Origin of the sequence: Amycolatopsis sp. NPDC024027, from assembly GCF_040638975.1 — a bacterium.
Lineage (GTDB): Bacteria > Actinomycetota > Actinomycetes > Mycobacteriales > Pseudonocardiaceae > Amycolatopsis.
This window is the reverse complement of the sequence record NZ_JBEZYY010000008.1, coordinates 270,096-295,155: the sequence shown is the minus strand read 5'-3', so window position 1 is coordinate 295,155 and position 25,060 is coordinate 270,096. Positions and strand designations below refer to the sequence as shown.

The 25,060-nt window shown below is 74.8% G+C and carries 1 protein-coding gene; it reads right to left on the bottom strand.

Features of this window, described 5'->3' with window-relative positions; translation table 11 throughout:
- Window positions 1-7: 7 nt before the first annotated feature.
- Window positions 8-25,030, bottom strand: coding sequence for a type I polyketide synthase (locus AB0F52_RS21880; protein WP_360173766.1), 25,023 nt, complete (start codon window positions 25,028-25,030; stop codon window positions 8-10).
- Window positions 25,031-25,060 lie beyond the last annotated feature (30 nt).

Here is a 25,060-nt window from a genome sequence, read left to right as displayed (position 1 = left end):
GGCACCGTCAGGACCCGAACTCCTTGTCGATCAGGTCGAACAGCTCGTCGGCGCTCGCGGCCGCCACGTCGCCGTCTCCGGTACCGGCCGCGGGCGTGCCGCTCCACCGGCCGAGCAGGTCCTCGAGCTTGCGCGTGATCGCCGAGCGCAGCCCGTCGTCCGCGGCGACCCGGGAGAGCAGGCCGCCCAGCTGGTCCAGCTCGCCGAGCGCGCGCTCGGCGGCCGGTTCCTCCTCCGGCACGATCTCGCCGAGCAGGTAGCCCGCGAGCGCGGTCGGGGTCGGGTAGTCGAACACGAGGGTCGCCGGCAGCCGGAGCCCGGCGGCGACGCCGAGCCGGTTCCGCAGCTCGACCGAGGTCAGCGAGTCGAAGCCGAGCTCGTTGAACGACCGCTCCGGCTCGATGTCCCCGGCCGAGGCGTGCCCGAGCACCGCGGCGACCTGGCCGCACACCAGCTCGACCAGGGCCTCGGCCCGCTCCGCTTCGGCCATCCCGCCCAGCGCTTTCGCCAGCGAGCCGGCGACGTCCGCCTGGCCCGCGGACTGCGCGCTGCGCCTCGACGGCGTCTTGACCACGCCCCGGTAGAGCGGCGCCAGCGCGTCGCCCTGCTCCCGCAACGCGGCCGTGTCGAGATCCATCGGCAGCAGCGCCGGCTCGTCCGTCCCGAGTGCCGCGTCGAACAACGACAGGCCCAGCTCGACCGTGAGCGGCCGCATCCCGCCGCGCGCCATCCGGGCGAGGTCGGCTTCGGTGAGCCGGCTCGTCATCCCGGCGCCCTGGCCCCACGGCCCCCACGCGAGCGCCGTGGCGGGCAGCCCGTGGTGGTGCCGGTGCGCGGCGAAGGCGTCGAGGAAGACGTTCGCCGCCGCGTAGTTGCCCTGGCCCGCGCCGCCGAAGAGGCCCGCGGCGCCGGAGAACAGCACGAAGGCGGCCAGCTCCTGGTCCTTGGTGAGCTCGTGCAGGTGGACCGCGGCGTCGAGCTTCGGCCGCAGCACCCGGTCGATCCGCTCGTGGTCGAGCGAGGCGAGCAGCCCGTCGTCGACGACACCCGCCGTGTGCACCACCGCGGTCAGCGGGTGTTCGGCGGGCACCCCGGCCAGCACGGCCGCGAGCGCCTGGCGGTCCGCGACGTCGCAGGCCGTGATCACGACGTCGGCACCGAGCCCGGCGAGCTCGCCGGCCAGCTCCGGGGCGCCGTCGGCATCGAGCCCGCGCCGGCTGGTCAGCAGCAGGCGGCGAACGCCGTGCCCGGTGACGAGGTGACGGGCCAGCTCGCGGCCCAGTCCGCCGGTACCGCCGGTGACGAGGACCGTGCCCTCGGGGTCGAGCTGCCGCGGCATCGTCAGCACGACCTTGCCGATGTGCTTCGCCTGGCTCATGAACCGGAACGCCTCGGGAGCGCGCCGCACGTCCCAGGTGGTGATCGGCAGCGGGCGCAGTGCGCCGCCGCGCAGCAGCTCCACCAGTTCGGCGAGCATCCGCCCGATGCGGTCCGCGCCCGCCTCGACGAGGTCGAAGGCCTGGTAGCGCACCCCCTCGTGGGCGGCGGCGACCTCGTCGCCGGCGCGCACGTCGGTCTTGCCCATCTCGAGGAACCGGCCGCCGGGCGAAAGCAGCCCGAGCGAGGCGTCGACGAACTCGCCCGCGAGCGAATTCAGCACCACGTCCATCCCGCGTCCACCGGGCGCCGCGAAGTCCGCCGCGAAGCCGAGCGACCGCGATGACGCGATGTGGTCGTCGGCGAGGCCGAGTTCGCGCAACGCACCGTGCTTGCCCGCGCTCGCGGTGCCGTAGACCTCCGCCCCGAGGTGCCTGGCCAGCTGCACCGCCGCCATGCCGACACCGCCCGCGGCGGCGTGCACGAGCACCGCATCGCCCGGCCGGACCCCGCCGAGATCGACCAGCGCGTAGTAGGCGGTCAGGTACGCCAGCGGGATCGAAGCGGCCTGCACGAACGACCAGTCGTCCGGGATCCGCGCCACCATCCGGTGATCGGCGAGCACGAGCGGGCCGAACGCGCCGCCGAACATGCCCAGCACGCGGTCACCGACGGCGAACCCGGTCACGTCCGGCGCGACTTCGGTGATCACGCCGGCGCCTTCGAGCCCCATCGCCCCGACCTCGCCGGGATACATCCCGAGGGCGTTCAGCACGTCGCGGAAGTTGACGCCCGCGGCACGCACGGCGATGCGCACGTGGCCGGGCAGCAGCTCGCCGGCGGCTTCGGGGGCGGGCTGCAGCCGGAGGTTCTCCAGCGTGCCCCGCTGCCCGATGTCCAGCCGCCAGGACGGCGCGTCCTGCGGTAGCACCAGCACTCCCGGGGCCGGCTTCGCCAGCCTCGCCACGTGGGGGACGCCCGCCCGCAGCACCAGCTGCGGCTCACCGCTGCGCAGTGCCGCCGGCAACGCCTCGATCGACGCGGGCTCGTCGTCGACGTCGACCAGCAGGATGCGGCCCGGCTGCTCGGTCTGCACCGAACGCACGAGGCCCCAGACCGGCGCGTACGCGAGGTCCCGGACGTCCTCGCCGGCGCGCGCGACCGCACCGCGGGTCACGACGACCAGCGTCGAGGCCTCGAACCGCTCGTCGGACACCCAGTCCTGCAGCAGGTCGAGCAGCCCGTGGGTCGCGGTGCGGACGTCCGCGGGCAGGTCACCGGTCGCGTGGCCGTTGGCCACGCACGGGACCAGCACGGCGTCCGGCACCGTGGCCCCGCCGAGCGCGGCCAGGTCCGGGCAGGCCGCGACCACGGCCCCGGCGCGGGTCAGCTCGGCGGCCAGTTTGAGGTCGTCCGCGCCGAGCACGGCGAACGACGCCGAGCCCGTCGCCTCGCCGGGCTCGATCGGGGTCCAGTCGAGGCGGTACAGCGATTCCGGCGCCGACGGCGCGCTCTGCAGCGCCTCCGCCGAGATCTCGCGCATCGCCAGCGACTCGATCGAGGCGACCGGCAGGCCGGCCGCGTCCCACACGGTCAGCGAGAGCGCGTCGGGACCGGCCTGCGCGAGCCGCACCCTGGCCGTCGCCGCCCCGCCCGCGTGCAGCGACACCCCGCTCCAGGAGAACGGGAGCCTGCTGCGGCCCGAACCTTCGAGCGGGAGGAACACCAGCGGGTGCAGCGCGGCGTCGAGCAGCGCGGGGTGCAGGCCGAAGCCGGCCGCCGCCTCCTGCTGCGCCTCGGGCAGCGCCAGCTCCGCGAAGACCTCGTCGCCGATCCGCCACGCCGCCTGCATGCCTTGGAACGCCGGGCCGTACGCGAACCCGCTGCGGGCGTACATCTCGTAGAACTCATCGACGTCGAGTGCTTCCGCGCCCGCCGGCGGCCACGCGTCGAGCCGGTCCGCCGGCTCGGCGGCGCCGGTGTCGAGCACACCGGTGGCGTGCAGCGTCCACGGCTGGTCCGCGTCCGCCTTCTCGGGTCGCGAGTGGACGGTGAGCGACCGGCTGCCGTGCTCGTCCGGCTCGCCGGCGACGACCTGCAGCTGGACGCCGCCGTGCTCGGGGAGCACCAGCGGAGCGGCCAGCGTCAGCTCGGCCACGCGAGCGCAGCCGACCTCGTCGCCGGCCCGGATCGCCAGTTCCAGGAACGCCGTTCCCGGCAGCAGGATCCGGCCCTGCACGGCGTGGTCGGCCAGCCACGGCTGGGTCTGCACCGACAGCCGGGACGTGAACAGGTGGCCGTCCGAGGCCGCGAGGGGCACGGCCGCCCCGAGCAACGGGTGACCGGCCGACCCGAGCCCGGCCGCGCGGACGTCGCCGAAGCCGAGCGCCGATGCCGTCGGCCAGAACCGGCGGCGCTGGAAGGCGTAGGTGGGCAAGGCGACCCGGCGCGCGTCCCGGCCCGCGAAGAACGCGGCCCAGTCCGGCGACGTGCCGTGGACGTGCAGTGTGGCGACGGCCGTCGTGATGCCGGTGACCTCGGTGCGGTCCCGGCGCAGTGCGGGCACGAGTACCGCGTCGGTGTCGGCCAGGCAGTCGGCGGCCATTGCGGTCAGCACGGCGTCCGGGCCGAGTTCGAGGAACCGCGTGACACCGTGCCCGGCGAGGTAGCGCAGCCCGTCGTGGAACCGGACGGCCTGGCGGACGTGCCGGACCCAGTACTCCGGCGAGGTCAGCTCCTCGGCCGTCGCCAGTGTCCCCGTCACGTTCGACACCACCGGCAGCCGCGGCTGCTCGAAGGTCAGGCTCTCGGCGACCCGGCGGAACTCGGCGAGCATCGGCTCCATCGACGGCGAGTGGAACGCGTGGCTCACCGTGAGCCGGCGGGTCTTGCGCCCGGCCTCGCGGAAGTGCGCCGCGATCGTCTCGACCGCCGCCTCGGCCCCGGAGACCACGACCGACGCGGGCCCGTTGACCGCCGCGATCGACACGGATTCCGTCAGCAGCGGCGAGACTTCGTCCTCAGTGGCCTGGATCGCGATCATCGCGCCGCCGGCCGGGAGCGCCTGCATCAGCCGGCCCCGCGCGGCGACCAGCTTCGCCGCGTCGGGCAGCGAGAGCACACCCGCGACGTGCGCCGCCGCCAGCTCGCCGATCGAGTGGCCCACCAGGTAGGCCGGCGTCAGGCCCCACGACTCGACGAGCCGGAACAGCGCGACTTCGATGGCGAACAGCGCCGCCTGCGTGTAGACCGTCTGGTCCAGCAACGCGGCGGTCTCCGCTTCGGCACCGCCCGCTTCGGCGAACAGCACCTCGCGCAGCGGCCGGTCGGCGACCACGGGGCCGCCCGCGGCGTCGAACTCGGCGTCGAGCTGCGCGCACACGGCGTCGAGGGCGTCGGCGAACACGTCGAAGGTCGCGTACAGCTCCCGGCCCATGCCCGCCCGCTGGGCGCCCTGGCCCGAGAACAGGAACGCGGAGCGCGCGTCCGGCGCGGCCACGCCCCGGATGACCTCTGTGACTCCCCCGCCGGCCAGGGCGTCGAGCGCGCCCAGGAACTCCACCGGCTCGGTGGCCACGATCGCCGCCCGGTGCTCGAACGACGACCGCGCGGTGGCCAGCGTGTAGGCGACGTCGAGCGGAGCGGCGTCCTCGCAAGCAGCACGCAGCCGCGCGGCCTGCGCCGCGAGACCGTCGGCGGTCGCCGCGGACACGAGCCACGGCACGGGCCCGGGTGCCTTCCGCTCGGGTACGACCGGCGCGGGTTCCGCGGCCGGCGCCTGCTCGACGATCACGTGCGCGTTGGTGCCGCTGAGCCCGAACGAGGAGATCCCGGCCCGGCGCGGCGTCCCGTTCGCCCGCCACGGCACCGGCTCGGTGAGCAGGGCCACGTCGCCGGCCGACCAGTCCACGTGCGACGACGGCTCGGTGACGTGCAGCGTCCGCGGCAGCAGCTCGTGCTGCAGCGCCAGCACCATCTTCATCACGCCGGCCACGCCCGCCGCGGCCTGCGTGTGCCCGACGTTGGACTTCACCGAGCCGAGCCACAGCGGCCGGTCCCGGTCCCGGCCGTAGGTCGCGAGGAGCGCCTGCGCCTCGATGGGGTCGCCGAGCACGGTGCCGGTGCCGTGCGCTTCGACGGCGTCCACATCGGACGGGCGAAGGCTCGCGGTGGCCAGCGCCTCCCGGATCACCCGCTGCTGCGAAGGGCCGTTCGGCGCGGTCAGGCCGTTCGACGCGCCGTCGGAGTTGATCGCCGACCCCTTCACCACCGCCAGGACGGGGTGGCCGAGCCGCCGGGCGGCGGAAAGGCGCTCCAACACGAGGATCCCGGCACCTTCGGCCCAGCCCGTGCCGTCGGCGCTCTCCGAGAACGGCTTGCACCGCCCGTCGAGGGCGAGCCCTCGCTGCCGGCTGAACTGCACGAACGACGACGGCGTGGACATCAGGGTCACGCCGCCCGCCAGCGCCAGGTCGCATTCGCCGGTGCGCAGCGCCTGCGCCGCCCAGTGCAGGGCGACCAGCGACGACGAGCACGCCGTGTCGACGGTGACCGCCGGGCCTTCGAGACCGAGGGTGTAGGCGATGCGCCCGGACAGGATGCTGCCCGAGTTGCCCGTCATCACGTAGCCCTCGACGTCGTGGTCGGACATCGCCAGCAGCGGCGTGTAGTCCTGGCCCGTGGCCCCGGCGAAGACACCCGTCCGGCTGCCGCGCAGCGTCGTGGGGTCGATCCCGGTGCGCTCGAGCGCCTCCCACGAGGTTTCGAGCAGCAGCCGATGCTGCGGGTCCATGGCCAGGGCCTCGCGCGGGTTGATCCCGAAGAACGCGGCGTCGAACTGGGTCGCGTCGCCGACGAAACCACCGGAGCGCACGTAGCTCGTGCCGGTGTTGTCGGCGTCCGCGTGGTAGACGGCGTCGAGGTCCCAGCCGCGGTCGGCGGGGAACTCCGTGATCGCGTCGCCGCCCTCGGCGAGCAGGTCCCACAGCTGCTCGGGCGACCGGACGTCGCCGGGGAACCGGCAGCTCATGCCGACGATGACGATCGGGTCGTCGGACGGCTGCGCGACGACGGCGGCGGCCGGGGGTTCGGCGGCGGGTGCGTCGTCGTCGACCAGTTCGCCCCGCAGGTAGCGGGCCAGCGCGGTCGGCGTCGGGTAGTCGAAGATCAGCGTCGACGGGAGCCGGACCCCGGTCAGCGAGCTGAGCCGGTTGCGCAGCTCCACCGCGGTCAGCGAGTCGAAGCCGATGTCGCTGAAGGCCCGCGCGGCGTCGACCTCGTCGGCGCCGTCGAACCCGAGGACGCCGGACACGAACAGCTTCACGATGTCGAGCAGCTCCCGCTCCCGCTCGGCCTCGGACAGCCCGGCGAGCCGCGCCGAGAGCGCCGAACCGCCGGCGTCCGCGTCGCCGGCGGCGTCGGCGGTCAGCTCCAGCGCGCGCTTCGCCTCGGGCACGCCTTCGATGAGCCTGCTCGGCCGCAGCGTGCCGAAGCCGGGCGCGTAAAGCGACCAGTCGACGCCCGCGACGGTCACGCACGTCTCGTCGTGGTCGAGCGCCTGCCGCAGCGCGGCGAACGCCTGCTCGACCTCCAGCGCGAGGATGCCGCCCCGGCGCTGGCGTTGCAGCAGCGCGGCGTGGTCGGCCATCCCGCTCTCGGCCCACGGCCCCCACGCGATCGACGTCGCGGTCAGGCCGAGCCCGCGCCGGTGGTCGGCGAGCGCGTCGAGGAACGCGTTGGCGGCGGCGTAGTTGGACTGGCCCGGCCCGCCCCAGACGCCCGCGGTCGAGGAGAACAGCACGAAGGCCGACAGCTCCGCGGTCCGGGTCAGCTCGTGCAGGTTCAGCGCCGCGTACGACTTCGCCCGCAGCACGCCGGCCAGCCGGTCCGGCGTCATCGAGTCGAGCATGCCGTCGTCGAGCACGCCGGCCGCGTGCACGACCGCCGTCAGCGGGTGCTCGGCGGCCACCAGGGACAGCGTCGCCGCGAGGCTGTCGCGGTCGGCGGCGTCGCACGCGGCGATCGTCACGCCCACCCCGAGTCCGGTGAGCTCGGCTTCGAGCTCCGCGGCCCCCGGGGCGTCCGCGCCCCGGCGGCTGGTCAGCAGCAGGTGCTCGGCACCCTCGTGGGCGAGCCACCGGGCGATGTGCCCGCCGAGGGCGCCGGTACCACCGGTGACGAGCACGGTGCCGGACGGGGACCAGGCACCGTCGGTGCCGGTGCCGCCGAGCGGAGCCCGGCCGAGCCGCCGCCCGAAGATGCCGGACGCCCGCACCGCGAGCTGGTCTTCGCCGTCGATGCCGGTGAGCGCGGCCGCCAGCCGGCGGGCGGACCGGCGGTCGGGACGCGCGGGGAGGTCGACGAGACCGCCCCAGCGTTCCGGGTGTTCGAGCGCGGCGACCCGGCCGAGGCCCCACACGAGCGACTGCGCCGGGTGGTCGAGCGAGTCCGCGCGTCCGGTCGACACGGCGCCACGCGTCGCGCACCACAGCGGCGCGTCGACGTCGGCGTCGCCGAGCGCCTGCACCAGCGTGGCCGTGCGGGCCAGGCCCGCGGGAAGCTCCCGGTGACCGTCCTCGGCCGTCTCGTCCAGCGCCAGCAGCGAAAGCACGCCGCCGACGGTGCGGCCGTCCGCGGCATCGCGGACCGCCTGGGCCAGCGCAGCACGGTCGGTGCCGGCGGTGAGTCGCTCGATCTCGGCGCCGTGCGCGGCGAGTGCTTCGGCCGCGGCGGCCGCCCACGCGCCGGTCGCGGCATCGGTGTCCGCGCCGGTGACGAGCAGCCAGGTCCCCGACAGCTCGGGAGCGGCCGGATCGGCGACGGGCCGCCAGCTCACCCGGTAACGCAGGTTGTCCAAGGTGGACTCGTCGCGGCGGCGCCTGCGCCACGAGGACAGCGCGGGCAGCACGGGCTCCAGCGCCGCCCGGTCGAGGTCGAGCGTCTCGGCGAGCGAGCCGAGGTCTTCCTGGTCGACGGCGTCCCAGAACCGCGAGTCGGCCGGGTCGGCGGCGCTGTCCGGGCCCGCGGCGCTGCCGGGCTCGGGGAACGTCGGCCAGAACCGCTGGTGCTGGAAGGCATAGGTGGGCAGCTCGACGTCGGCCGGCTCGCGCCCGGCGAACACCGGGGCCCAGTCGACCGGGTAGCCACCGCAGTGCAGCTCGCCGAGGGAAAGCAGGAACCGCCTCAGGTCAGCCTGCGTGCGGCGGAGGGTGCCGACCACCAGCGGCCCGGTCCCGTCCTCGCCCGCACCGCGCGCCACGTCCTCGACCGCCGTCGTGAGCACCGCGTCGGCGCTCACCTCGACGAACACGCCACCTTCGCGCGTCGCCGCGAGCACGGCGGCATCGAGCAGCACCGGAGCGCCCAGGGCGCGGGCCCAGTACCCGGCGTCCAGCACGCCCGCCGGTTCACCGGTCACCGTCGAGAGGACCGGCACCCGCGGCTCGGCGGCCTCGAAGCCGGCGTCGCCGAGCTCCGCGAGCAGCCGGTCGGCCGCCGAGGGGTCTGGCGTGTGCGCGGCGCCCACGGAACGAGCTTGGCCGCCACGGGCCCGGCAGGCCTCGATGAACTCCTCGATCGCGCCGGGGTCACCGGACACCACCGCCTCCGCGGGCCCGTGCGAAGCCGCGAGCCGCACCCGGCCGCCGGTCTCGCCGAGCAGCACGTCCAGCTCGGCCCGGGCCAGCACCACCAGCGCCGCCGCCGGGTCCGTGCCGGTCAGCACCCGGCCCCGCGCGACGAGCACCTTCACCGCGTCCCGGACGGAAAGCGCGCCCGCGACACAGGCCGCGGCGAGTTCGCCGTCGGCGTAGCCGAGTACCGCCGACGGCCGCACGCCGTGGGCGCGCCACAGGTCGGCGAGCGCCACCGACACGGCGAACGCACACGCCTCCGCCACGTCGGACCGGTCGGGCGAGGGGGCTCCTTCCCCGCCGCGCAGCACGTCGAGGACCGACCAGCCGGTGGCCTCGGCGATGGCGTCCGAGCATTCGCCGAGCCGGTCGGCGAACACGGCCGACTCGGTCAGCAGCCGCGACACCACGCCGGGCCGGCCCGCCTGCCGGCCGGGGAACACGAACACGGCCTTGCCGCGCGCGGCCGTGACCCCGGTGACCAGGCCGCTGTCCGCCCGCTCGTCGGTCAACGCCCGCAGCGCGCCCCGGAACCCGGTGAGGTCGCCGGCGACGAGCACCGCCCGGTGCTCGAAGTGCGTCCGGCCCGTCGCGAGCACCTTGCCGATCGCGGCGGGGTCCTGGTCGTCCACAATGGACAACAGTTGCCCGGCCTGCGCCCGCAGGGCAGCGGCCGACCGCGCCGAGACCGGCCACGCGACCGTGCCGCCCGCCGGCTCGGAGTGCCGCGCCGGCTCGTCCGGGGCCGACTCGATGATCACGTGCGCGTTGGTGCCGCTCATCCCGAACGACGAGACGCCCGCGCGCCGCGGCGCGCCCGTCTCGGGCCACGGCCGCGCTTCGGTCGCCAGCTCCACGGCACCCGAGGACCAGTCGACGTGCGGGGTCGGCGTCTCGGCGTGCAGGGTCGGCGGGACGATGCGGTGCCGCATCGCCTGCACCATCTTGATCACGCCGCCGACGCCCGCGGCCGCCTGCGAGTGCCCGATGTTGGACTTGAGGGAGCCGAGCCACAGCGGCCGGTTGGCCGGCCGGTCCTTGCCGTAGGTCGCGAGCACGGCGCCCGCCTCGATCGGGTCGCCGAGCGCGGTGCCCGTCCCGTGCGCCTCCAGCACGTCGACGTCGGCGGGGGTCAGGCCCGCGTTGCCGAGCGCGTGCCGGATGACCCGCTGCTGCGACGGTCCGTTGGGCGCGGTCAGCCCGTTGGACGCGCCGTCGGAGTTGAGCGCGCTCCCCTTGACGACGGCGAGCACGCGGTGCCCGTTGCGGCGCGCGTCCGAGAGCCGTTCGAGCAGCAGGACACCGGCACCCTCGGCCCAGCTCGCGCCGTCGGCGTCGGCCGAGAACGGCTTGCTGCGCCCGTCGGGGGCGAGCGCCTTCTGCGCGCTGAATTCGATGAGGGAAACCGGGCTCGACATCACGGTCACGCCACCGGCCAGCGCGAGCGAGCAGTCGCCCGCCCGCAGCGCCTGCGCGGCCCAGTGCAGGGCGACCAGCGACGACGAACAGGCCGTGTCGATCGAGACGGCGGGCCCTTCGAGCCCGAGGGTGTAGGCGACCCGGCCGGAGAGCACGCTCGGCGAGTTGCCCGTGCCGAGCATGCCTTCGGAGCTTTCCACCGCGTGCATCAGCAGCGAGCCGTAGTCCTGGTACGTCACGCCGGCGAAGACGCCGGTCTTGCTGCCGCGCAACGCCTCCTGGGTCAGTCCCGCGCGTTCCAGCGCCTCCCAGCTGATTTCGAGCAGGAGTCGCTGCTGCGGGTCCATCGCCACCGCCTCGCGCGGGCTGATCCCGAAGAACGCGGCGTCGAACTCACTCGCGTTGTGCAGGTAGCCGCCTTCGCGGGTGTAGCAGGTGCCCGGGGTCTGGCCGTCGGGGTCGTAGAGGGCGTCGAGGTCCCAGCCGCGGTCGGTGGGGAACCCGGTGATCTCGTCGGACCCGGCCGCGACGACCTCCCACAGCTGTTCGGGGGTGCGGATGCCACCCGGGTAGCGGCAGGCCATCGAGACGATCACGATCGGTTCGTCGTCGACCGGCGCGGTGACCGCGGGCCCGCTCGCGCCCGCCGGGGCGCCGACCAGTTCCTCCTCGAGGTGCCGGGCGAGCCCGGCCGGGGTCGGGTAGTCGAACACGAGGCTCGCGGCGAGCCGGAGCCCGGTGACCTCGTTCATCGCGTTGCGGAACTCGACCGCGCTCAGCGACGTGAAGCCGAGGTCGCGGAACGCGCGGCCGGGCTCCACCGCCTCGGGTCCGGAGTAGCCGAGCACGATCGCGGCCTGCTCGCGCACGAGGTCGAGCAGCACGGTGTGCCGGTCTTCGGCGGCCACGGCGACGAGCTGCTCGCGCAGGCCGACCCCGGCGTCGCCGACGACGGTTTCCGGCACGGTCCGGGACCGGCGCACGAGCGCGCGCAGCGGCGCGGGCACCGTCTGTCCATTGAGGACGCTCTGGTCGACGTCCATCGGCAGCACCGGCGAATCGGCCGCCCCGAGCGCGCGGGCGGCGAGCACCGCCACGTCACCGGCGGTGAGCGGCCGCAGCCACGGCCGGTCCGCCACGCCGTGCCGGACCACGACCGCGAACCCGCCGTCCGTGCGACGGCGCCGAGCCAGTTCGTCGGCCGGGGCCGACGGTCCGGCCACCAAGAGCAGCAGCCGCGCCGACGCCGGGATCGCCGTTTCGACGGCTCGCAGCGTCCCGGGATCCGTTCCCGTGTGGACGATGGTGGTCACGGCGTGCTCGGTCACCAGGGCCGAAACCGACGCGGCGTCCGCGAGATCGGTTTCGACGACGGACACCCCGTCCAGGCCGTCGAGTTCGGTGCCCAGCTCCGCCGCACGTCGCGCCGAGCCGGCGGCGAGCAGCACGTGCCCGTGGCCGAGTCCGAGCAGCCGCCGGGCGAGCGGTGCGGCCACGTCGTCGGCACCGGCGTCCGCGAGCAGCACCGGGCCGCCCGGTTCGACGGCCTCGACGGCGGCGCGCACCAGCCGGGAGACGAGCACTTCACCGTGCCGCACCACGGCTTCCGGCTCGCCGGGGACCACGACCGCCGTCCCGTCGGTGTCGACGACGGCGAACCGGCCGGGGTGCCCCGCCTCGGCGGCGCGGACGCGCGCCCAGATCGCGGCACCGTCCTCGGTCCACTCGCCGTCCGCACCGGCCCCGGTGGTGACGAACGTCAGCGTCTCGCCCGCGAACCCGTCTTCGGCCAGCCAGGCCTCGACGAGCGGGGGCACCTCATCCACTGTGGACACTGCGACGGCCACCGGGGCCGTTCGCTCCTGCGAAGCCAGTGCCGCGAGATCCGTGTCGAGCAGGACCGGAGTGAGCCCGCCCTCGGCCGGCTGCCAGTCCAGCCGGTAGAGCGCGCCGCGGCCGGCGTCCCCGGACGCGGCCAGCTGTTCGGCCGAGACGGTGCGCAGCACGAGCTCGTCGGCCGAGGCGAGGAACCGCCCGGCCGGGTCGGCGAGCGTGACGGCGACCCCGCTCGGGCCGTCCGACGGCGACAGCCGCACGCGCAGCGCGGTCGCCCCGGCGGAGCCGAGGGTGATCCCGCGCCAGGAGAACGGCAGCCTCGGGCCGCTCGCCCCGGCGTCGGCGGGCAGGAACGCCAGCGCCTGCAAGGCCGCGTCGAGCAACGCCGGGTGCAGGCCGAACCCGGCCGCACCGGCGGACTCGGGCAGCGCGACCTCGGCGTAGACGACGGTGCCGAGCCGCCACGCCGCCCGCAGGCCACGGAAGGCGGGGCCGTAGTCGAACCCGCCGTCGGCGCGGGTGTCGTAGTGGTCGTCGACGGGGATCGCCACGGTGCCCGGCGGCGGCCATTCGGCCAGCGAAGTCCCGGTGCGCCCGGCGCCCTCGCGCAGGAGCGTGCCGCTCGCGTGCCGGGCCCACGTCCCGTCGCCGTCCTCGTGGCGGGAGAACACGGCGAACGAACGGACGCCGGCCGGGTCGGGGGCCCCGGCGCGCACCTGCAGCCGGACCCCGCCGGTCTCGGGCAGCGTCAGCGGCTCTTCGAGGACCAGTTCCTCGACGGTGTCGCAGCCGAGCACCTCGCACGCGCCCAGCGCCAGCTCGACGTAGCCGGTGCCGGGGAACAGCACCCGGCCGCCGACGACGTGGTCGGCCAGCCACGGCTGGGAGCGCACGGACAGCCGGCTGCTGAACAGCGTCTCCCCGGACCCCGCGACCGCCGTGACGACCCCGAGCAGCGGGTGCCCGGAGGCGTTCAGCCCGGCCGCGGCCGGGTCGCCACCGCCGTCGGCGGCTTCGAGCCAGTACCGCTCGTGCTGGAAGGCGTAGGTCGGCAGTTCCACGCGCCGGGCGCCCGGGCCGCCGAGCAGCTTGCCCCAGTCGGGGCCCGGCCCGCTGACGTGCAGCCGGCCGAGTGCGGTGAGCAGCGCGTCCGGCTCGCCGCGATCGCGGCGCAGCAGCGGCACCACCACGGTGCCCGGCGGCAGCGGGTCGAGGCACTGCTCGGCCATCGGCGTGAGGATGGCGTCGGGGCCCAGTTCGACGAACCGGGTCACGCCGTCCTCGGCGAGGCCGCGGATCCCGTCGTGGAAGCGCACCGCCTCCCGGACGTGCCGCACCCAGTACTCGGGGCTGCCGAGCTCGCGGGCGCTCGCGGGCTCGCCGGTGACGTTCGAGCGGATCGGGATCGCCGGCTCGCCGTAGGTCAGCGACGCGGCGACCGCGCGGAACTCGTTGAGCATCGGGGCCATCCGCGGCGAGTGGAACGCGTGGCTCACCCGCAGCCGTTTCGTCATCCGGCCCATGGCCTCGAACCCGGCGGCCACCTCCAGCGTCGCGGTCTCGTCGCCGGCGATCACGACCGCCGAAGGGCCGTTGACCGCGGCGACGGACACCTCGGCACCGCGGCCGTCCAGGGCGGCGACGACCTCGTGTTCGGCGGCCTGCAGCGCGACCATCGCGCCACCGGCCGGGAGCGCCTGCATCAGCCGGCCCCGTGCGGCGACCAGCTTCGCGGCGTCGGGCAGCGAAAGCACTCCGGCGACGTGCGCGGCGGCGAGCTCGCCGATGGAGTGGCCGACGAGGTGGTCCGGGGTCAGCCCCCACGACTCGACGAGCCGGAACAGCGCCACTTCGATGGCGAACAGCGCCGGCTGCGTGTACGCGGTCTGGCTCAGCAGCTCCGCGTCCGCGCTGCCCGGCTCGGCGAAGACGACGGTCTTCAACGGCCGGTCGAGGTGCAGGTCCAGGTGCGCGGTGACCGCGTCGAAGGCGTCGGCGAACGCCGGGAAGGCCTCGGCCAGCTCGCGGCCCATGCCGGGTCGTTGCGAGCCCTGGCCCGAGAAGAGGAACGCGGTGCGGCCGCCTGCCGTCGCGGACCCGCTGAGCACGCCGGGCGCCTTCGCGCCGGCACGCAGCGCCGCGAGGCCGTCCGCGAGGTCCGTCGTGTCGCGCCCGAGCACCACGGCGCGGTGCTCGAAGGTCGAACGGGTGGTGGCCAGCGCGTAGGCGAGATCGGCCGCCTCCGCCGGTGCGCCGTCGAGCGCGGACAGCAGCCGGTCCGCCTGCGCACGCAAAGCCGCGGCGGTCCGGCCGGAGACCGGCCAGGCGAGCACCGGCGGCACCGGCCGCTCGGCCGGCTCGGCTTCGGCCGGGGCGGCGGCCGGCGCTTCGATGACGACGTGCGCGTTGGTGCCGCTGATGCCGAACGACGAGATGCCGGCCCGCCGGGGCCGGTCGTGCTCGGGCCACGGGGTCGCCTCGGCGAGCAGGCGCACGTTGCCCGCGGACCAGTCGACGTGCGGGGTGGGTTGCGCGGCGTGCAGGCTCGGCGGGAGCACGCCGTGCCGCATGGCCAGCACCATCTTGATGACGCCCGCGACACCGGAAGCGGCCTGGGTGTGCCCGATGTTCGACTTGACCGAGCCGAGCCACAACGGCTGCTCCCGGTCCTGGCCGTAGGTCGCCAGCAGGGCCCCGGCCTCGATCGGGTCGCCGAGCGTCGTGCCCGTGCCGTGGGCCTCCACCGCGTCGACGTCCGCGGGCGAAAGGCCGCCGTCGGCGAGTGCCCGGCGGATGACCTGCTGCTGGGCGGGACCGTTCGGCGCGGTGAGGCCGTTGGACGCGCCGTCGGAGTTGACCGCGGAGCCGCGCAGGACCGCGTGCACGGTGTGCCCGTGGCGGCGCGCGTCCGAGAGCCGTTCGACCAGCAGCAGCCCGGCCCCTTCCGACCAGCCCGTGCCGTCGGCGCCGGCGGAGAACGGCTTGCAGCGCCCGTCGGCGGCCAGCCCGCGCTGGCGGCTGAACTCGAGGAACGACGCCGGCGTCGCCATCACGGTCACGCCGCCGGCGATCGCCATCGTGCACTCGCCGTCGCGCAGTGCCTGCGCGGCGAGGTGCAGGGCCACCAGCGACGAGGAGCACGCGGTGTCGACGGTCAGCGTCGGCCCTTCGAGGCCGAGCGTGTAGGAGATCCGGCCGGAGGCCACGCTGCCGGAGTTGCCGGTGAGGAAGTGGCCGGCCAGCCCCTCGGGCACCTCGGCGAGCCCGGCGCCGTAGCCGGACGCGCCCGCACCGACGAACACGCCGGTCTGGCTGCCGCGCATCGAGTGCGGGTCGATCCCGGCGCGTTCGAACAGCTCCCACGCGGTCTCCAGCAGCAGCCGGTGCTGCGGGTCGGTGGCCAGCGCTTCCTTGGGGCTCATCCCGAAGAACAGCGGGTCGAACTCCCCGGCGTCGTCGAGGAAACCGCCGGTCACCGAGTAGGTCTTGCCCTCGACGCCCGGTTCGGGGTCGTAGAGCGCGTCGACGTCCCAGCCGCGGTCGGCGGGGAAGGTCGAGAGTCCCTCGGCGCCGTCGGCGACCAGCCGCCACAGGTCGTCGGGGCCGAGCACGCCGCCGGGCAGCCGGCAGCTCATGCCGACGATGACGATCGGGTCGTCGGCCGCCGAGGCGGCCGGCAACGCGGGGCCGGCCACGCTCGCGGAGCCGAGCAGCTCGCTCAGCAGGTGCTCGGCGAGGGCGGCGGCGTTCGGGTAGTCGAACACGACCGCGGCGGGCAGGTCGACCCCGGTCTCGGCGGCGAGCCGGTTGCGCAGCTCCACCGCGGTGAGCGAGTCGAGGCCGAGGTCCCGGAACGCGCGGTCGGCGGCGATCGCGTCGGCACTGCCGTGCTCGAGCACGGCGGCGAGCTCGGTGCGGACGAGGTCCAGCACGAGGTCGGCCCGCTCGCGTTCGGTGCGTGAGCGCACCTTGGCCAGCAGCGCGGAACCGGCCGACGCGGCCGGCACGGTGGCCGTGCCCGCGATGGCCGCGGCGGCTTCGGGGACCGCGTCGAGCAGCGGGCTCGTCCGCACGGCGGTGAACCCGGGCACGAAGCGCGCCCAGTCGACGTCGGCGACCACGCAGGTGGGCTCGTCCGCACCGGCCGCCTGCGCCAGCGCGGCGAGCGCGGTCCCGGGGTCGAGCACGGTCAGGCCCTGCCGCGCGAGGCGCCGCTGTTCGTCGGCCGAAGCGGCCATGCCGTCGCCGCCCCACGGCCCCCAGGCGATCGAGGTCGCCGCGAGGCCCGCCGCCCGGCGGCGTTCGGCGAGCGCGTCGAGGAACGCGTTCGCGGCGGCGTAGCCGGACTGCCAGCCGCTGCCCCAGGTTCCGGCGATCGACGAGAAGAGGACGAACGCGTCCAGTGCGGTGGTGCCGAACAGCTCGTCGAGGTGGGCGGCGCCCTCGGCCTTGGCCCGCATCATCGCGGCCAGGTCGTCCGCAGTGGAGTCGATGAGCGCGGTGCCCTCGGTGGTGCCCGCCGCGTGCACGACCGCGCGGATGTCCGCGCCCTCGGCGCGGAGGCGTTCGACGAGCGCGGTCAGTTCGGCCTTGTCGGCGACGTCGCAGGCGGCGACGGTCACCCGCGTCCCGAGCCCGGTCAGTTCGGCTTCGAGCTCCGCCACGCCGGGCGCGGCCGGGCCTCGCCGTCCGGTCAGCACGAGGTGTTCGGCGCCGTGCGCGGCGGCCCACCGGGCCACGTGCGCGCCCAGCGCACCGGTGCCGCCGGTGATCAGGACGGTTCCGCGCGGCGTCCAGCCGGGTCCGGTCCCGGGGAAGCTCGCGTGCCGGAGCCGGCGTGCGAACACGCCGGAGTCGCGGATGGCCAGCTGGTCCTCGGCGGAGCCGGCGAGGACGGCGGCCAGCCGGCGCACCGCGCGTTCGTCCGGCCGCACGGGCAGGTCGACGAGCCCGGCCCAGCGCCGGGCCTGTTCGAGCGCCGCGACCCGGCCCAGGCCCCAGACCGCGGCCTTGGCGGGCACGGGCGGTGCGTCGGAGCGGCCGATCGAGACGGCCTCCGTGGTGACCGACCAGATGCGCACGTCGAGCTCGGCGTCCTCGACGGTACGCAGCAACGACACGGTGTTCGCGAGTCCCGCCGGCACGGACGGCCGGCCGGGGTGCGGCTCGGCGTCGACGGCGAGCAACGAGAGCACGACGCCCCGGCCGTACGCTTCGGCAGCGTCGCGCAGGCGGCCGGCGAAGTCCGGGGTGCCGAACTCGATCGCGGTGCCGCCGATGACGGTGGCGAGCTCGGCGGCGAACCGCCCGGGCGGAACGACGACGGGCAGCTCACTGTCCACAGTGGCCGACTCGAGCCCGGTGACGGGCTGCCAGCCGATCCGGTAGCGCCAGCCGTCGATGCTCGCCTGGCGGTCCTGCTTGCGCCGCCAGGAGGAGAGGGCGGGCAGCAGCGTTCGGAGCGACTCCTGCGCGGTTTCTTCCGAGACGTCGAGGGTGCCGGCGAGCGCTTCGAGGTCCGCGCTCTCGACGGCCGCCCAGAACGCGGTATCGGTCGGGCCGGACACCGGCGCGATGGTGCTCGCCGCCCGCTCCGGCCAGTAGCGCCGGCGCTGGAAGGCGTAGGTGGGCAGGGCGATCCGGGCTGCGCCGGGGAACAACGGCGACCAGTCCACGTGCTGCCCCGAGACCGCGAGCGCCGCGGCCGCCGTCAGCACGCTCCGCTCCTCGGCGCGGTCCTTGCGCAGTGCGGAAACCAGCGTGCCCGTCACGGATTCCGCCGCCATCGCGGTCAGCACACCGTCCGGGCCCAGCTCCAAGAACCGGGTTACACCGCGCTCGGCGAGAGAGGTCACGCCATCGTGGAACCGCACGGTTGCGCGCACGTGCCGGACCCAATAGTCCGGCGAGGTCAGTTCTTCGGCCGGCGTTCCGGTCACATTGGACACGACCGGAATCGAAGGGGCTTGGTAGGTCAGGGTTTCCGCGACCCGCCGGAATTCGTCCAGCATCGGTTCCATCCGCGCCGAGTGGAACGCGTGGCTCACCGACAGCCGACGAGTCTTCCGGCCCTCGAAATGCTGGACGACCGAGTCGACTGCGTCCTCGTCACCGGAGAGCACCACCGACGACGGGCCGTTCACCGCGGCCACCGAGACGCCTTCGACCAGCAGAGGCAACACCTCGGCCTCCGTGGCCTGCACCGCCTCCATCACGCCACCGGCGGGCAGGGCCTGCATCAACCGGCCACGCGCGGCCACCAACGCACACGCGTCCGCCAACGACAGCACACCAGCACAATGGGCCGCCGCCAGCTCTCCGATCGAGTGCCCCACCAGGAAATCCGGGGTCACACCCCATGACTCGAGCAGGCGGAACAAACCCACCTCGATGGCGAACAACGCCGCCTGCGTATACACGGTCTGATTCAGCAGTTCGGCGTCATCACCGAACATCACCTCACGCAGGGGACGATCCAGCTCGCCGTCCACGTGCGCACACACCGCATCCACCGCGTCCGCGAACACCGGGAACGCCTCATACAACTCCCGGCCCGCACCCAACCGCTGCGCACCCTGACCGGAGAAGAGAAACGCCGAACTCCCCTCGGCCACCACACCCGACACCACACCGGTGGCCGGCTCACCGGCGGCCAGCGCAGCCAGCCCCGCCAACGCCTCCGATCGATCGGCCGCCAGCACCACCGCACGGCAGCCGAGCGCGGCCCGCGACGTCGCCAACGACCACCCGGCATCCGCCAGCCGCGGCTGTGCCGCTCCGTCCAGGACCGCGGCGAGCCGGGCGGCCTGGGCCCGCAGCGCCACGTCGTCGTGTCCCGACAGCACCAGCGGCACCAGGCCGTCCGGCAGCTCCGGAGCCGGCTGCCCGGCCGCCGCGGCAGCGGGCGCTTCTTCCAGGATCACGTGCGCGTTGGTTCCGCTGAGCCCGAACGACGACACGCCGGCCCGGCGAGGCCGGTCGCCGGAGGGCCACGGACGTTCGCCCGTCAGCAGTTCGACCGAACCCGCCGACCAGTCCACGTGCGACGACTTCTCGCTGGTGTGCAAGGTTTTCGGCAGCGTGCCGTGGCGCAGCGCGAGCACCATCTTGAGCACGCCGGCGACGCCCGCGGCGGCCTGGGTGTGCCCGATGTTCGACTTCACCGACCCCAGCCACAACGGCTGTTCCCGGTCGCGCCCGTAGGTCGCCAGCAACGCCTGCGCCTCGATCGGATCGCCCAGCGTCGTGCCGGTCCCGTGGGCCTCGACAGCGTCCACTTCGGACGCCGCCACGCCGGCCGACGCCAGCGCCGCCCGGATCACCCGCTGCTGCGACGGGCCGTTCGGCGCCGTCAACCCGTTCGACGCACCATCCTGGTTCACCGCGGACCCGCGCACCACCGCCAGCACCGAGTGCCCGTTGCGCCGGGCATCCGACAACCGCTCCACGACGAGCACGCCGGCGCCTTCGGCCCACGCCGTGCCGTCCGCGTCGTCGGAAAACGCCTTCACCCGGCCGTCGGGCGCCAACCCGCCCTGCCGGTCGAACTCCACGAACGAGCCCGGCGTCGACATCACGGTCACCCCGCCGACCAGCGCGAGCGAACAGTCACCGGTCCGGAGCGACTCGGCCCCCCAGTGCAGCGCCACCAGCGACGACGAGCACGCCGTGTCCACCGTCACCGCGGGTCCTTCGAGACCCAGCACGTACGCGACCCGGCCGGACAGCACGCTCGCCGCGTTGCCCGTGCCCGCGAAGCCGCCGGAATCCGCGTCGGTGCCCAGCAGCAGCCACGGGTAGTCCTGGCCGTTCGACCCCATGAAGACGCCGACCGAGTCGCCGCGCAGCGACAGCGGATCGATGCCGGCGTCTTCCAGCGCCTCCCAGGAAGTTTCGAGCAGCAGCCGCTGCTGCGGGTCCATCGCCACCGCCTCGCGCGGCGAAACCCCGAAGAAATCCGCGTCGAACTCCGCGGCGCCGTCGAGGAAACCGCCGATGCCCTCGCCGTCCCACCCACGGTCGGCGGGGAACGGGCTCATCGCGTCGGCCCCCGCTTCGAGCAGGCCCCAGAAGTCCTCCGGCGAGCGCACCCCGCCGGGGAACCGGCACCCCATCCCGACGATCACGATCGGATCGGCGCCGGCGTCGAGGGCGGCGGGCACGGTCGGCTGTTCGCCGGTGTCCGCGGGCGAGCCGAGCAGTTCCCCGGCGAGGTAGCCGGCGAGGACGGTGGCGTTCGGGTAGTCGAAGACCATCGTGGCCGGCAGCCGCAGCCCGGTGGCCGCGCCGAGGGAAGTGCGCAGTTCGACGGCGGTCAGCGAGTCGAAGCCGAGATCGCGGAACGCCCGGCCCGGCTCGATGTGTTCGGGGCCGGGGTGGCCGAGCACCGCGGCGGCGTGGGCGCGCACGAGGTCGAGCAGCGCGCGGCGGGCCTCGGCGTCCGGCAGCGAGCCGATCCGGTCCGGCACGGACGAGGGGCCGTGCCCGGTGTCGTCGGCGGCCGCGTCGGCGAAGACGCGGCGGGCCTCGGGCAGGTCGCCGATGAGCGCGCTCGGCCGGGCCGCGGTGAAACCGGGGGCGAACCGTTCCCACTCGACGTCGGCGACGGCGACGAACGTGTCGTGCGCGACCGCTTGCCGGAGCGCCAGCAGCGCCGTTTCGGCGGCCATCGGCGGCGTGCCGCCGCGCCGCATCCGGGCGTCGACCTTCTCGTCGGTGGCCATGCCGCTGCCCGCCCACGGGCCCCAGGCGATCGACGTCGCCGCGAGCCCGGAAGCCGCGCGGTACTCGGCCAGCCCGTCGAGGTAGGCGTTCGCCGCCGCGTAGCTGCCCTGTCCCGCCGCGCCGACCGTGCCGGCGAACGACGAGAACAGCACGAACGCGTCCAGCTCCAGGTCGAGCTCGACCGACAGCTCGTGCAGGTTCCGCGCCGCGTGCGCCTTCGCCCGCACCACGCCCGCGAGCCGCTCGGGGGTCACGGAGTCCAGCACGCCGTCGTCCAGCACCCCCGCCGCGTGCACGATCGCCGACACGGGGATGTCCAGGCCCGCGGAGACCAGCAACGCCCGGCACGCCGCGCGGTCCGCGACGTCGGCGGCCATGACGCTCACCCGGACGCCGGTCGCCGCCAGTTCGGCCTTCAGGTCCGCCGCGCCCGGCGCGTCCATGCCCCGCCGCGACGACAGCACCACGTGCTCAGCACCCGCGTCGGCGACCCACCGCGCGACCCGCGCACCGAGCGCGCCGGTGCCGCCGGTGATCACCACGGTCCCGTGCGGCCGCCACACCTCGTCGCCCGCCGGTTCGGCCCGGCCGAGCCGCCGCCCGAAGACGCCCGAGGGCCGGACGGCGACCTGGTCGTTCTCTCCCGCGCCGGTCAGCACGCCGCACACCCGGCGCACCGCGCGGGCGTCGAGCTCCGCCGGCAGGTCGAGCAGGCCGCCCCAGCGGTCCGGGAACTCGAGCCCGGTCACCCGGCCGACACCCCAGAGCGTCGCCTGGCTCAGCCGGAGCACGCCGTCCCAGCGGCCGACCGAGACGGCGCCGCGGGTCGCGCACCAGAGCGGCGCGTCGATCCCGGCGTCGCCGAGCGCCTGCGGGAGCGTGACGCTCAGCGTCAGTCCCATGGCCAGTTCGGGGAACTCCGGATGCGGGCTCTCGTCGAGGCCCAGCAGGGACAGCACTCCGTCGAACGGTGTTTCGGCGTGGTCTCCGACGACCTCGCGAAGCTGCGCCGCGAGCCCCTCGCGGCTGGTCTCGGCGGGGTGGATGTGGACCACCGCGAGGCCGTTGTCGCGCATCCCCGCGACGAGCCGGTCGGCGGGTTCGCCCGGCGGCGCCACGACCAGCCAGGTTCCGCGAGCCGGCTCGGGGAGGTCGCCGGTGAGCGGCTTCCAGGTCACCCGGTACCGCCAGGAGTCCACCAGGCTCTGCTCGTCGCGCTTGCGGCGCCACGACGACAGCACCGGCAGCAGCTCGTCCAGGGTGCTCCGGCCGTCGTCGCCGAGCCCGAGTTCCGCGCTCAGCGTGTCGGCGTCCCGGCGTTCGACGGCGTCCCAGAAGTCCCCGTCCGCGCCGCCCCCGCTCGCGACCGGCCCCCGGTCGGCGGGCGCGGTGCCGAGCCAGTAGTGCCGGCGCTGGAAGGCGTAGGTGGGCAGGTCGACCCGGGCGGTGCCGGTGAACAGCGCCGCCCAGTCGACGTCCTGCCCGACGACGTACAGCGAAGCCACCGCCGTCAGCAGGCTCTCGACATCGGCGCGGTCCTTGCGCAGTGCCGAGACCAGTGTGCCCTCGACGGATTCCGCCGCCATCGCGGTCAGCACACCGTCCGGGCCCAGCTCCAGGAACCGGGTCACACCCTGACCGGCAAGGTAGGTCACGCCGTCGTGGAAACGGACGGTTCCCCGCACGTGCCGGACCCAGTACTCCGGCGAGGTCAGGTCTTCGGCGAGTGTCCCCGTCACATTGGAGACGACCGGAATCGAAGGCGCGTGATAGGTCAGCGTCTCGGCGACCCGGCGGAACTCCGCCAGCATCGGCTCCATCCGCGCCGAATGGAACGCATGACTCACCGGCAACCGGCGAGTCTTGCGGCCCTCGAAACGCTCGACAACCGCATCGACCGTGTCCTGATCACCGGAGAGCACCACGGATGAGGGGCCGTTCACCGCGGCTACCGATACGCCTTCGACCAGCAGAGGCAGCACTTCGGCTTCCGTGGCCTGCACCGCCACCATCACGCCACCGGCGGGCAAGGCTTGCATCAACCGGCCGCGTGCCGCCACCAACGCACACGCGTCCTCCAAAGAGAACACACCCGCCACATGCGCTGCCGCCAGCTCACCGATCGAGTGCCCCACCAGGAAATCCGGGGTCACACCCCACGATTCCATGAGCCGGAACAAACCCACCTCGACGGCGAACAACGCCGCCTGCGCGTACATCGTCTGGTTCAACAGTTCGGCGTCCTCGCCGAACATCACCTCACGCAGACCGTCCACCTGCGCGCACACCGTGTCCACCACGTCCGCGAACACCGGGAACGACTCGGACAACTCCCGGCCCGCACCAAGCCGCTGCGCGCCCTGACCAGAGAAGAGAAACGCCGAACGACCGCCCGAAACGACACCCGAGATCACCCCAGCGGCCGACTCGCCATCCGCCAGCGCGGCCAGCGCCGTGGCACGATCGTCGGCCAGGACCACCGCACGGTGCTCCAGCCGCGCGCGCGTCGAGGCGAGCGCGAAGCCCACCGCCACCGGGTCCTCTGTGTCCACAGTGGAGCGCAGCGCGCGCGCCTGTGCGCGCAGGGCGTCCGCGGTCTTGCCCGAGACCAGCCACGGCACGACCGGAGACGCGGTGGTGACGCCGGTCTCCGCTTCCTCGTCCGGAGCCTGTTCCAGAACGACGTGCGCGTTCGTGCCACCCACCCCGAAGGCGGAGACGCCGGCGCGGCGCGGCCTGCCGGTCGCCGGCCACGGCCGGGCCTCGGTGAGCAGCCGGACGTTCCCCGCGGTCCAGTCCACCTCCGTCGACGGCGGGTCGCGGTGCAGCGATTTCGGCAGGATCCCGTGCTGGATCGCCAGCACCATCTTGAGCACGCCGGCAACGCCCGCGGCGGTCTGCGTGTGCCCGAAGTTCGACTTGACCGAACCGAGCCACAGCGGTTCGGCGGCCTCGCGTCCCTGTCCGTACGTGGTGAGCAGCGCCTGCGCCTCGATCGGGTCACCGAGTTTCGTGCCCGTGCCGTGCGCCTCCACCGCGTCGACGTCGGCGAGGCTCAGCCGGGCGTCGGCGAGCGCCTGCCGGATGACCCGTTGCTGGGAGGGGCCGTTGGGGGCGGTGAGCCCGTTGGACGCGCCGTCGGAGTTGACGGCCGAGCCGCGCAGCAGCGCGAGCACGCGGTGGCCGCGGCGCTGGGCGTCCGAAAGCCGCTCGACCAGCACCAGTCCCACGCCTTCGGCCCAGCCAGTGCCGTCGGCGTCGTCGGAGAAGGGCTTGCACCGCCCGTCCCGGGCGAGCCCGCCCTGCTTGCTGAACTCCACGAACCCTTCGGGGGCCGCCATCACCATGACGCCGCCGGCCAGCGCGAGCGAGCACTCGCCGTTGCGCAGCGCCTGCGCGGCCATGTGCAGCGACACCAGCGAAGACGAGCACGCGGTGTCCACAGTGACTGACGGTCCCTCGAGCCCGAAGGTGTAGGAGATGCGGCCCGACAGCACACTGCCGGAGTTGCCGGTCAGCAGGTGGCCTTCGACGTCCTCCTGCGCCTGCGCGCCGTGGCCGTAGCCCGACGGACCCGCGCCGATGAACACCCCCGAGGGGCTGCCCTTCACCGACAGCGGATCGATCCCGGCTCGTTCGAACAGCTCCCACGACGCCTCGAGCAGCAGCCGTTGCTGCGGGTCGGTCGCCGTCGCCTCGCGCGGCGACATCCCGAACAGCGACGGGTCGAATTCCGCGACACCGTCGACGAAACCGCCCTCGGCGACGTAGCTGGAGCCGGGCCGCGCACCGTCGGGGTCGTACAGCGCGTCGAGGTCCCAGCCGCGGTCCGCGGGGAACGGCCCGACCGCGTCGACCCCGTCGGACAGCAGTGCCCACAGCTCTTCCGGCGAACGCACCCCGCCGGGGAACCGGCAGCTCATCCCGACGATCGCGATCGGCTCGCGCGCGCCGGACTCCAGCTCTTCGAGCCTGCGGCGGGTCTCGTGGAGATCCGCCGTGACCAGCTTCAGGTACTCGCGAAGCTTGTTCTCGTTCACCATGCGAACCTCGCCTGTGCACTACTGCGCCGG